Source organism: Candidatus Woesebacteria bacterium, assembly GCA_016700095.1.
GTDB lineage: Bacteria > Patescibacteriota > Microgenomatia > UBA8517 > UBA8517.
Genome location: CP065002.1, coordinates 89255 through 102149 on the forward strand (window position 1 = coordinate 89255; position 12895 = coordinate 102149).

10 protein-coding genes are annotated in these 12895 nt (G+C 38.1%); all 10 read right to left on the reverse strand.

Annotation, left to right across the window (positions count from 1 at the left end):
- Positions 1-11: 11 nt before the first annotated feature.
- Positions 12-1604, reverse strand: coding sequence for a hypothetical protein (locus tag IPM62_00405; protein QQS39068.1), 1593 nt, complete (start codon positions 1602-1604; stop codon positions 12-14).
- A gap of 80 nt (positions 1605-1684) precedes the next feature.
- Positions 1685-2236 (reverse strand): hypothetical protein, encoded by a 552-nt coding sequence (locus tag IPM62_00410; protein QQS39069.1) that lies wholly within the window; start codon positions 2234-2236, stop codon positions 1685-1687.
- Positions 2237-2257: 21 nt separating this feature from the next.
- Positions 2258-5320, reverse strand: a complete 3063-nt coding sequence (locus IPM62_00415) for a hypothetical protein (GenBank protein QQS39070.1) — start codon at positions 5318-5320, stop codon at positions 2258-2260.
- An 8-nt stretch (positions 5321-5328) separates the two neighbouring features.
- On the reverse strand, positions 5329-5676 hold the full coding sequence (locus IPM62_00420; protein ID QQS39071.1) for a hypothetical protein: 348 nt from the start codon (positions 5674-5676) through the stop codon (positions 5329-5331).
- Positions 5677-5765: 89 nt separating this feature from the next.
- The gene (locus IPM62_00425; protein QQS39072.1) at positions 5766-7397 is read right to left on the reverse strand and encodes a hypothetical protein; all 1632 of its coding nucleotides are present in this window, start codon (positions 7395-7397) and stop codon (positions 5766-5768) included.
- Complete coding sequence (locus IPM62_00430) at positions 7394-8713, reverse strand: glycosyltransferase family 39 protein (protein QQS39073.1); 1320 nt, start codon at positions 8711-8713, stop codon at positions 7394-7396. Before IPM62_00430 ends, IPM62_00425 begins: the two co-directional genes overlap by 4 nt.
- Before the next feature lie 464 nt (positions 8714-9177).
- Complete coding sequence (locus tag IPM62_00435; protein QQS39074.1) at positions 9178-10482, reverse strand: hypothetical protein; 1305 nt, start codon at positions 10480-10482, stop codon at positions 9178-9180.
- A gap of 89 nt (positions 10483-10571) precedes the next feature.
- A complete protein-coding gene (locus IPM62_00440) occupies positions 10572-11117 on the reverse strand; it encodes an acyltransferase (protein ID QQS39075.1) in 546 nt (181 codons plus the stop codon).
- Positions 11114-11824, reverse strand: coding sequence for a class I SAM-dependent methyltransferase (locus IPM62_00445; protein QQS39076.1), 711 nt, complete (start codon positions 11822-11824; stop codon positions 11114-11116). Before IPM62_00445 ends, IPM62_00440 begins: the two co-directional genes overlap by 4 nt.
- Positions 11825-11931: 107 nt before the next feature.
- Positions 11932-12885: a glycosyltransferase family 2 protein gene (locus tag IPM62_00450; protein ID QQS39077.1), complete on the reverse strand. Its 954-nt coding sequence runs from the start codon at positions 12883-12885 to the stop codon at positions 11932-11934.
- Between the last annotated feature and the right edge of the window lie 10 nt (positions 12886-12895).

The window sequence follows — 12895 nt, forward strand, 5'->3', positions numbered from 1 at the left end:
TAATTGAGATATTAAATACCCCATTTTTTAAGTTGCATCCAGTGTTGGACATCTAGCCATCTAGCACTTGTACCTCCAGGTGTTCCAGCCTTTCCTGCCTTTTTGGATACAAAACTATAAGCTCCAGTCTTGGCGCCTTCGCGAGAAGCAGCAACTCCAGCTGACAGTGCTCCTGAGGCAAACGCCAAACCTTCACCAATTCCGCGACCCATGTCATAAGGCCTGCCTGCTACCATACCTTTTACAATGTCTGCTGCTTTGGGTGCAAGAGCAATGATTGCTACGCTTGCTCCTAGCCAAATAAGATCGGTGTCCCCTGTACCTCCACCATTGAGAAATGGAGGTGTCCAAGCTCTTCCTTCAAGTCCGGGATCTAAAACATCAAATGGCCATAGATTATCCAATTGACCCAAGGTTGCGATATCAACTATTCGGGTAAACATATTAGTATACGCTGCTCTCAAAAATACAAATGCCAAAACATACATAAAACCAACTGTTGGGTAAACAGCAAGGAGTGAAGCTAGATTTTTTATCCACCCGGAAAAACCACTTCCGCCGATCGCGCCCAAAAGAATTTGAATCGGTCCAAAAATAATTGCAAACATAATTAAAACAAAAGTTTTTAAAAGCATCCAGGTTACTCTAAAGGCAAGAATAAGAATGACAATTGACATGATAATTGACACTATGGCTACAAGCAGGCCAATTGCCGATCCCTGTGAGGTAATTGCCATTACGATACCGGCGGGGTTTGAAACGAGTGTCCAGAAAAGTGCACCGGTGAAGAAAAGCCAGTATTTAAACATAACCATGAATGCACTCTGGGCGTAAGTTAATTGTCCGAATAATTCTGACCAAGACTGTGTTGTACCACTAGCCACCACATTGGCCGATTGCAAAATTGCAGCAAGTAAACCAATAACCACGTACATGAGGTCAATCATAAAGCCGGCAATGGCGTAAGAAAAAGTAATCAGTATTAATGTGGTAAACACCTTTGGTAGAGCCGACTGGACGGTGATAACGGTTTGAGGAGAAATTTTAACACGGAACATAATCATGAAAGACATAATGATAATAATAAGAATTAGAAAGCTGTAGGAAACATTTCGTGTAGCTTGCCAAAGATTAAAAATGAGAGCACCACCATTGTCAAAACCAAAGCCTTGTGCGCTTGCCTCGGGAGTTAAATGCCACCTGTTAGCAATATTTGCAAAGTAACTAAGTGACGATACGGAGTGGATGTTAAGCGTAGCAACAGGTGAAGTGGTTTCAATTTGTCCGATGCCCGTCAGTTCTCGTGCTAATATCACTATACACTCCGCGGCATTTCCCTGAATACCAGCCATCACAATACAGGTGATAAAAGGGTGGTCAATCGAGTAGATTAATCCATAAATTACCCATTTAACCTGAGCGGCGGTATAGCGTTCACCGAAAAGTTCCGATTCGGTTCCGGATTGTACTGTGTTCACAAATTCGGGATATGTTTGTTTGTACCACTGTGCCTTAACAGGTTGAGCAGTCAAATGCATGAGAGGGAATGCAAAGATAATTAGAGAAAGGAAAACAAGCAAAGATTTATTGATAAATTTTCTCATTAAACTAATATTAACTCAGACTAATTTATTGTACAAGCGTCTTTCGGTATATTCCACATCAGATTGTAAAAGTGTATCTATTAATTGCAAAAACTAAGTGGATATGATTTGCCGGCTTTGTCTTCGTTGACACTTCGCGATGTAGTCGTAAATATTTTTAAGGCACATGCTTTGCTTTCTTCGATTCTTAAAATCTCCAACAGTTCTTGTTCAGCCTCTTTCTGGTATTTATCAAAATCAGAATTGAGGATAGAAATTAAAAAGCTGTCATCACTACTAAAATATAATATTTGGAAATTGTCGGAATCGTAAGTGAGATAATCACCGTTTTTGTTTATTGGATTTCCGTCTTTGTAATAAAGTTCACTTTCAACCACTTCTGCAGTAGATTTTTTGGGTATGGATGGGGTTTTAGTCGGAAGAACTTCATTGGTTTTTTCCTCCTCATTTTTCTTGTTACCCGGGATTAAGTCGGAAAAAGAGTTAAGAAAAGAGGTTTCGGTCTCGTTAATGTCACTTGTTGGCATTACACCCGTTTGACTAGTGGTATGTTTGGGAAGTAATATCGCCATTACCGTTACAAACAACGCAAATATTACAAACCCGGCAATTATCATATTTCCTTTCTTCATAATTTTATTATAAACATATCTTTATGGAATTCCGCATCTTGTTGCTGCGATTGTCCAGTTACTGCTGAAATTACATATTGCATTTGAAGGTGGGTTATATGATCCACAAGCCAGTCTTACTGCCTCACGAATATTTCTTTCTGGATCGATGTAGTTTTCAACACACGCATCAAGTAAGGATTGATTTGCAACCTCGCACCAGTTTAACGGGTGGGTCCCCGAGGGTAAATAATCAATCACAAATGACCCTGGGCAGCGAGGGGTAAACGTTGCTAGGGGATGGAGATTTATCTGGAAAAGACCGACGCTGTAGTCGGGTGAGACTCCCGTTAAGCACCCATAGTTAGTTCTTGTTGGATTACCTCCCGATTCTTGTGCGCAAATCTGACTGGCGTTTTCGGCAGCAACTTGGTTGGGGAAGTAATTTAGCAAGTTGGTAACGCTGCACGGTCCGTTTTCAACGGGAGCGCAATTACCAGGTTGAGTTGGCGGTACAGGATCTCCCGATCCTGGAGGCATACCGTGTCTTAGATATAAAGTATTCATAACATAGGGTCTAAGTAAATCCTGCATGGACACCATGGCAAATTCGTAGATTCCTCCGATGTGGGGGATGAAAATTTCTGCTTCGTCGCCAGGTCTCTCGTTGGAAGGATCGCCTGCGAGTACTTGTACTTCGGAAACAGTACCGTTGGGATCACCGGTTTTACTTGACCAATATCTTGCAGCTGTCACTGCCGGAAAATCTTTTAGCTCGTCAAACATACCGTTTACGCCTAGTTTTGGGTACATTCTGTGAACCAAGGAAGCGTCCCCGATGACCGTTTGACGCCAAAGTTCTTCCGCCTTCGGTGTTCTTGTGTAGACTGACGCAGCGGTTACGGCATCTCTTTCACAACTTAAATCACTTGCATTATGGTCAAGGCAGCAGCCATAACAGTCACTGTATATACCCTGTGCAACTTCGGTAGCGCAGGTATTTAGTCCTAAATCACACTGGGTTACACACGAACCCACAGCAGACAGATCAATACACTGGTTGTTAATAATATTGCCGTTACACTGGAATTCACACGAAAAACTGGCAGTATAGTTTATGTTGCCTCTTATTGATTCACCTGTGACAGGGTCGGTAACGCCTTCGGTATTATCAGGATTGGCAACCGGGGTGAGATCCTGATAGCCACCAAAGCTGGTTCTGGTAGTCAGTTCACCGAAAAGATCATCACCTGTATTCCACCTGACGTCATCGAGGTCACACCTATATGTATTGTAATAAACAATTGGCTCATGAGTTCCCCCGTCTTGTCCGATAAAGCGTGAACGATATGTTCGTTGCAAAAGTTCCGCTAATCCGACGTTTTCTTCCATGTGTGCAAAATACAAAAGATCCGTATCGATTTCGGGTACAAATTCAAAGTTCTGGATGACTACCTGCTGACGAGGATCGGTATTTGGAACTTGTGGCGTTTGAAGTGCACTAGTAAAAACACTACCCAGCATGTCATCGGTCGAAGTCATAAGCATATATGGACTTTCGGGTGACCCCGGTTCAGTTACCCAGTGTGCATTTGTCGGATAGACAATGTCATCACCGGGTTGATCTGTGCCCCTTGTGTCGATAATCTCATATCTTTCGCTTGTAAAATTCCATCGACACGGTACTTGGTTACTTCCAAGTGTACATTCAAATATCTGGTCATGAAGCTCGCCGACTCTTGATTGTCCTACCCTATCGCTTCTGGGATTGGGGGCGAAACTAAAAACAAAATGCGGGATGGGTAGCCAGTAAAATCTCCTATACCCACGCGGATATGGATAAAGTTTTCTTATGGGTCCGGCGTAAGCTTCGATGTGTCGGTGAGGAAATTCGATGTTTACCTCATCCGGGTCGATTAATTCTTCGTCGGCTTTGTAGGGTGCACCTTCTAACCACCAGCTGAAATATTCGTTGACGCGTCTGTTCCACGCAAATTGTTCCGGTTGAGGACTGCCTCCATTTATTTGGTTTGGTACAAGTTGGGTGTTGCCCATGATTGGAAGTTCTGCATCGGTTAAATCAATATTAACGTCGACGCTACTATCAATTTCGAAATCACAATCCAAAGTGTTTCCGTTTCTTGTGCAAGTTCCGTCACCAGGTCCGACATTTAGTGTCTCAGTGACAATAATATCGTTTCCACAATATTGCTTTAGTTGCCCGCCCGTACCTGCACTTAGTCCATGTTGACGACATGGACTTGCTTGAAAGGGGCGAAGTGAATGATACTCAGGATAGGCTAAAGGATCTCGTTCAGCGTCTCCTTCACAGGGAATGTATGGATTTGGCCAAGGACCAGCAGGAGGCGGACCGGTTGGAGAGGGTAATGGAGCCTCCTCGGGATAGCAACATGTTCCGGTTGCACTTGTTTGAGGATTGATGCAATAAACATAATCGCCACCTTCTTGAAAACACAATCCCCGACTTATTCCAATACAAGAAAAGCCCGAATCACACACTACTGGTGGAGCGGTGGGTGTAGGAGTAAAAATAGGTGTAGGTATTGCGGTCGGGAAATTTGTGTTCATACAACAGTTGCCGTTAAGTCCGGCAAGGCTTGAACATGGTCTTGATGTTCCTTGAAGAGTAGTGCACTGTGCAGGGGTATCGGTATCGATACAGACAGTGTTAATGGGGCAAAGCGGTGGGGGATCGCCGCATTCCGAAGTTAAACTACAACAAATATCGGCTCCACCAGCGCCTCCGCAACTAACAAAGTCATCTATATACTGACCACTTCCGTAGTCATAACAAACATTGCCGATTTCAACCACAGGACAAGTAAGTGTCGGTTCGATTTGACAAGTGCCATTATCACATACACAGTAATGTGAGTAACCCGGATTTGTCACACCGAATTGTTCTGCACACCCTAAAACATTATCACTACCACCGCAGACATTGGAACAAATACTAACCGATTCGTCTGGGTCGCACACACCGACAGTTTCAAGCCCGCACAAGGCATATACGTCAGACCCGCTTGCCTGCATTACCCCAACAAAAAGTAGAAAAGCAAATGTTATTTTCCCAAAATATTTCATGATTAGGGTTACGGGGCAACCACATTGAAATTGTTTATCGGTGCACCCGTGAACTGTTCAATAACTTGGATAATTAAAAACGCACCGGCCACGATAATCATACCGAAAATCGCATATGTAAGTGTTTGTTTTGCCGATTCTGTCGCCTTTGGATTTCCCCCTGACGTTAAATATTTAAAGCCTCCAACAACAAGCATCAAAAAAAGGACAACAGCGGCAATCTCGACAATTACATTAAGGATGTTCGAAAATAACATATTAAATCCACTTATGGGAACGGCACAACCCGTACCACCTCCGGTAGGTGTAATGCACGGCAGTGTTGCAGCATGTAAGAAAGATACAAAGATATTCATTTGACGTTGACGATAAATGTAAACTTAGCTAACACTTCTAGTTTAGCTTATCAAGAGCAAGCGAACAAGAGATTTATTCAAGCGAAAAGTCAAATCGGATGACGATGGTATATAACAGAGTTTGTATCTTTGTAAACAATTTCAAAGCCGTTTTTTTCAAGAGCTTCATAAAAATTGAAATTATTATCTTTGTCTCCGAGAAGAAATGAGTTTAGTTTTTTCTTTATTTCCTCATAAGAGTTAAGTTTTTCTTTTTTAGGTGAGATAAGTACGGTATCGATGCCATACCTGTCGACAGCCCAGGACAAGTCAAGTTTTCCCCTTAGGATGTCGTCGTATTCACTAAAGGCGTTGTTCGATTCATTGTCGGGTGCGTTTTTCCATCTCCAGCTTGGCATGCGCCCGTCAACGAAAACCTTTTTCTCGGGTAGCTGCCATATTAAATACCCACCCCAACCATATAGTGAGTATATTTGACCATTAGGTGTGTACTCGTTTAAATAGTTAACTGCCCCAACCGGGTAAAATTTGTCGACTGCCATATATTGCGCACCTTTGAAAGATGAATAAATTGATACAGAAAAAATAATTATGGCAATCATCCACATGATTTTGTAAAAAGTTCTAAACCTTTCTTTCCCCAGTGTGATGTTTGACACGTCGGTATATAAAAACGTGATTGCTTGTGTGGTCATTGGAAGTGCAACGAGCATCCACAGTGGGACGTGCCTTTTAGTAACGAGTGCTTGTGAGAGTACGAAAACATAAAGGACAAAGTTTTCCACAGGAAATTTTTTTCGATAGCGAAAGACGAAAAACAAAGAAATTGAAAAAAAGCTTACAAAACCAAGATCGACGGACAAAAATGGAGGCATCCACTCAAGGATTTTCCATCTAAGGGACGAATCGGAAACAGACAACCAAACCTCACGCCATAAACCGAATCGGTATGGGTTAAGTAATGTTATTACACCAGAAAGTACGACAATTGATAATTCAAGGGTGATTATCTTTCCAGCTTTAGTCTTTGATAATGTGGCTAGAGTTTTCGAAAATACTTTTACTCCATGTGTTTTTATCTCCAAAAAGATATTTGTTGTGTTAAAAAGTAATTTATAAATACGTACTACGGTTACCAAAAAAAGCATGGATAAGCCGGCCATGAAACTACCATGAGTGTTTGCCCAAAAAAGAAAAAACAAAGGTGTAAGCAGTTTATATTTTTCCCAAAGTTTAGGTGTCAGCAGAAATTTCAAAAATATGGATATAATTAACCAGCTCACTATTTGTGCTCGTATCCCAATGAATGGGAGCATCAAACAAAACGCCAGTATAAAGGTGAATTGTCCCAACAAACTCCAGTCTCGCCCAAAAGGTTTATTTAAAAAGTGATATGTTTTAGGTTTACCGGCGGAGTAAACGGTTGTTGCGACAATAAGAGCACTCAATGCGATAATACTATTTGCAAACGCAAGACCCGCATATCCGACATATTTGTATACAAATGCCCAGAAAGCGGCAATAAGGAATGAATGTTCCACGTATGGGAAACTCGGCATTGTGTATGAGTAAATGTCGATTTTGGGAATATTGCCGGCAAGAATTTTTTGACCCGTGACGAGACGGTAACCAAAGTCGGGATCCAAAAGGATATAAGATTTATGAAAAATTATCAGAAACAAAACAAGGTATCCTATTAAAATAATAATTTTACTTTTCATCGAAGAATTATATAAACAAGAATTGTAACAAAAATTAATGCATAAGTTTTTGTTAGCCATTTGAAGTTATTTGTATAACCCATATATATAAATACTAGTGTAGTAAGTAGGGTAGTATACCAGGGCATAAGCCAGTTGAAAGAGGTAGTAAATAGCATAATTATTACCACGCTTATGGAATACAGCAATTCTTCGGTGTTGTTAAGTTTGTTCTTTAATAACAACCTGACGCCATAGATAAAATAAATTAAAATAAAACTATATCTGGCAAGAACTCTCCCCCAATACAAAAATTCATCAACACCAAATTGTTTAAGCAATACGTAGTTTAATAGAACCAAGGGAGATGCAAGAAGATTAGATAAATTTAGGACGTTTGGATACCTAGAAAAGACAACAAATCCTTCCCAAAACGGTAGATAAAAAATCATGACTTCCAAAATTGAAATCAGACCAGCAAGCAACATAAAAATCATAGAACTTTGTTTGTTTTTTAGTTGTCGTAGTATAAACAACGCATAAAGCGGCAATAATATTATAATGTAAAACTTAATCAGTGCCGCGACAACTAAAAATACAATTGACATAAGATACCACTTTATTTTTCTTTCTTTTATTAGAAACAACAAGCTCAAAAGTACAAAGAAGATAATAATTGTTTCATGATGACCATTACCTGCAAATTCAAAAACAAAAGTCGGACAAATAGCGTACAAGTATGCAGCAATTTTGTTGTTTGATATTTTGTAAACCAAGACTACATTTACTAAATTTACTAAGACAAATAATAGTTTTAGTAAGTATACGATCAATATTAAGTTGTCTTGTGCGATTTTTACAAATGGAGCTGTAATGAAAAAGAAAGCCGGTCCGTATATCGCAGTATCGACCGACCATTTGTTTGAAATAACACTAAACAATATGTCCGAAGTGAGCGTGGAGAATGGCACAACAAACGGATTAAGGTGGTGAGTCGTAATTACCCTTGTTTGATATATATATGAAAAAATGTCATTGGAAGTTAAAGGCCAGACAAAAAATAAAGTAATGTTAAAAACCAAAGACGCCATAAAAACATGCTTGAATTTTATTTTGTCGTTGAGGAATATCTTATGGCCAGTTGTGTATAAGTAAAACAACACAAGCATGAGAGAAGTAATGAAAAAATATATTAGATTATTTGAGACGACCAATGAATTATCTCCTACCGTTTTCTTAAGAAACCCAGTTAAGTAAAACGCCAAATATGTGATTTCTGTCAAGAATATCCAGATATATAAATTAGTTGGTAGGCTTTTTTTGATGATCCTCATCATGTGAAAATTATACCGCCTAGGAAGAGTGGGGCAATAGAGTAAGAATTGGCCAATTAATTATGTTTTCAACTCTTTACGTGGACCAAAGGTGTTTAGTTTTACACATATTTTTTCATGAAACAAAGTATATTGCAGGTAGTTTTTATACTTGCCAATTCACAAATCCATAAATATTATTTTGCATCCTGTGAGGAACATTCTTTACTAAGCCCTTTCACAGTTTATGTAGATGGTATTAACTGATTAGGCTGCGATATGGCCACAATTCCGAAAGGTTATATGGCTTCCTTTGTAATCTTTTCAGTACTTGAAAAAACCCATTAAGTTTATATTTCGTTTTGTTACCGATCCCTCGCCAAATCGTATTTGGCGGCTTCAGGTGGTAACAAGAAAGTATCAATGCACTCAGCACTATTGTTTTCCCTAGTAATTATTATTTGTCGTGTTTTAGTGGTTTTGGAAATCTAAAACACATAACCAGAAATTGCATAAATAGTGACTCCGACAATTATATATACATACTTGACATTGTTTATTATTCCATAGTGCAGAGCAATAAAAGAAATAAGTGTTATATAGTACCATGGCATTAACCAATTTAATGCGAACGCGAGAAATAAACCGTACGAAATTATTATGAAGTAAACAAGTTTTTCAAATGAACTTATAACTCCTTTTTTGATCGCATAACAATAAACACACGCCACTAGGGCAACGTAGATTAATCTGCTTAAGTTAGTGAACAAAGGGATCAGAACGGGTTTGTCGATGAACGTTAGAATTATTATGACAATTTTTATAAACAAAGAACTTTGATAGCTTGAATAGTTATACACTTCTGAATATCTTTTTAGTGTTATGATACCTTCCCAAAAGGGATAATATACAAGTGCGGTCAAGGAGCAAAATAGAATCAATGAAAAGAATATACTTGACAGTTTGTGTAATTTTGATTTCATGTTAGTTATGGTAAATATCACAAATAAAGGCAGTATTTGTAAAGAAAATATTTTTGTAAGGCTAGATAATGACAAGAATGTTAGGGATAGGATCCAGCTTGATAGTCCTCTTGAACGGTAAATGATGTATAAACCCAACAAGATAAGCGAAACCATTACACTTTCCATGTGGGAATTTATAATAGTATCAAAAACAACAAGCGGATTGACAAGATAGAGGTACGCCGACTTGGGGTTGTTCGTGATTTTGTAGATTAGCAAACCCGTTAGGATACTTGTTAATGAAATAAAAAGTCGGTAGTAAATCATCTCAAACTGTAAATTACCGGATGCAAGACGTGACAAACCTGCGCTTATATACAAAAACACAGGACCAGTGGCAGATGTTGTCTTGGACCACTTTGTTCTAAGTTCAGGGGGATAGTTTGGATCTAGGTCTGCAAGTGAATTGAAAAATGGATTTTCCATATAAACTGCCATAACCCTTCCCCGTGCTACATAGTTTTTTATGTCATCACTTGTACGAGGAGTTATGAAAAGCAAACCAAGGTGCAGGCAAAGACTAAACATGAGAATGATTAAGAAACTTGTCTTGTCATTGATTAAGCATGAGGCGAAATAATAAAGTATTGTTATGAGGCTTAGCAAGAAAAAACAACTTATTATTATCTGCTGACTAAAATATAGCGTGTTCGTATACTTGAAACTTGGTTCTATTAAATAGAAAACCATATATAAAATAATCATTAGCAACATGATTATCGAAAAACCAACTATTTCTTTAGAGAAATATTTTTTCATTTTACTCATACACACAATACATACTTTCTTAGCCAATAGTAAGCGCAATATATGTTCATCGTTTTATAAACAAGTTGGTTTTAAAAGAATGGTGACAGTTATCTTTTTTTTATTGCTCTAGCGGGTATACCAACAGATACGGTATAAGGTGGGATATCCTTTGTTACCACGCTTGAAGCACCCACAACTGAACCATTTCCAATTTTGACCCCAGATAGTATTTTAACTCCAGAACCTATCCAGCAATCACTTCCTATATACACTCCCTCTTTTATTTTTTCTTGAAGCTTGATTATTGTATTTCTTTTTCTGAATTCATGTCTAAACGAAACTATGGATACATGGTCTGCTATTCGAGTGTAGTTTCCAATTGAAATCCCCCCGTCCCCGTGTAGAATCGAATATTCACCTATTCCAACATGATTTCCGATTGCAATACGCTCCGGAAATTTTATAGTAACTAGACTTTTAATAATTAAACCCCTGCCGCATTTTTTTAAAAATATTTTATAGGCAAGCATTCTTAACACAATTCCCACACTTGAAGGGGTAATGGATAGGGTGCCTAAGACAAAATCTCTGACTGTATATTTAAACAACAGATCTTTGAAAGTTATGTTTTCATTTATTAGCACGTTTTTCATTTACTTGCCTTGGCAATTAGTGTTAACCCAAAAGGTAACCTTGTATATATTTTAGTTTCTAAGCTTAAAACAATAAAGAGCAATCTATTTGTAGCCTTGCCAAGAAAGGTTTTATTATTTTTTCTAGCTATACTATTAAGTTCCTTTTTAAATACTTTTTCAAACAAAAAATATGGAATTACACCAATTAAATTCCAGTAGTATATTCTAATATTTGAAAAACCTGCATATTTTAGTTTTTGATGTAACTCTCTTTTTGAATATCTTCTGAAGTGTCCGTATTTTAAATCACGTTTCCCAAACAAGAAAGGGTGCGCAGGGACAGATAGTAATAAATTGCCATTTTGGTTGAGGCTTGAATGAATGTTTTTAAGTGCATTTTCATCTTCCTCAACGTGTTCTATTACATCAAAGGCTGTAATTAGATCAACTTTTATCTTAGATACATATTTTGAAATGTCTATAATCACAACTTTCACACAGCTATCATTTTTTAGAAGCTTGCGAATCTTTCTTACAATTACAGGTGAGATGTCGCTCAACACGATTGGGCAATAAATACCTTTCAAAAATTTATATATATGGGCATTTCCAGTACCAATATCAAATGCGGAACCTTTATGTTTAGGTATAAGCTTAAATAAGTTATTCAGTCTATAATCTTCTGAAAATTCAGAAAGCTGGAATCTTTCAAGTTCGGTTTTCATTTATAAATTTAATAAAACAATATTCGTCAGCTTGCGGACGAATTGAACAAACCCAAACTTGTCGAAGACGAAGTTTGGAAATGCCTAACCGCAAGGTTGTAGAAAGTTTATTTTGTGATTTTAACATTGTCAATTTTGTAAAAACTTTTATTGTTGGTTGAATAATATTGTTTGACAAGAACATCGAGTATGATTCCTGACACAAAAAATTGTATACCCGAAACTGTTAAAAACACAGAAACCAGAGGCCACACTTTGTCATTAAGGGGGTAGGTGAATAATAATCTAAGTATGAATAAAATTGCAGTTATGCTTAATCCGGCAATTGACAATGACAGACCAATGAATCCAAACAGGTGCAAGGGTCGACTTGAAAATTTGTACCAAAAATATATACCCAAGAAATCAATAAAACCCCGTACTATTCTGGTGTAATTATATTTGGTGTTGCCTGAGAATCGATCTCTATGGTTTACTTCAATTTCTGCAACATTATAACCTTCAATGTTTAATAAGACCGGTATAAACCGATGAATTTCACCATTCATACCCAATAACGATCTGGCTGCATCGCGACTGTACACCCGTAGTGTACATCCGTAATCGTGTAAGCTGTCTTTTATAAAATAGCTACGGAAATAGTATGCTATTTTTGAAACAAGCTTTTTTGAATAGGTGTCATGCCTATTTTTTCTCCATCCGCACACAACATCCCAACCATCATTTAGCTTGAGTAACAATTTGCAAATGTCATCTGGGTCATTCTGACCGTCACCATCAAGTGTTGCAACAACCTCACCTGAACTTGTTTCGATTCCAGCTGATAAAGCTGCCGTTTGTCCATAGTTTTTACGGAACGTAACCACTGTTACGCTTTTTAGTTTGCATAATTTTTCAGAAGAGGTATCGGTCGATCCATCGTTTATGTAAATAATTTCATATTTAATGTTACAAGAGGAGAGGGCTCTAACTATTTCGCGGTGTAACCTGATGATATTCTTGTCTTCATTAAAAATAGGGATTATTACTGACAAATAGATTTTATTTTTATATGCTTTCATTACAGCTACT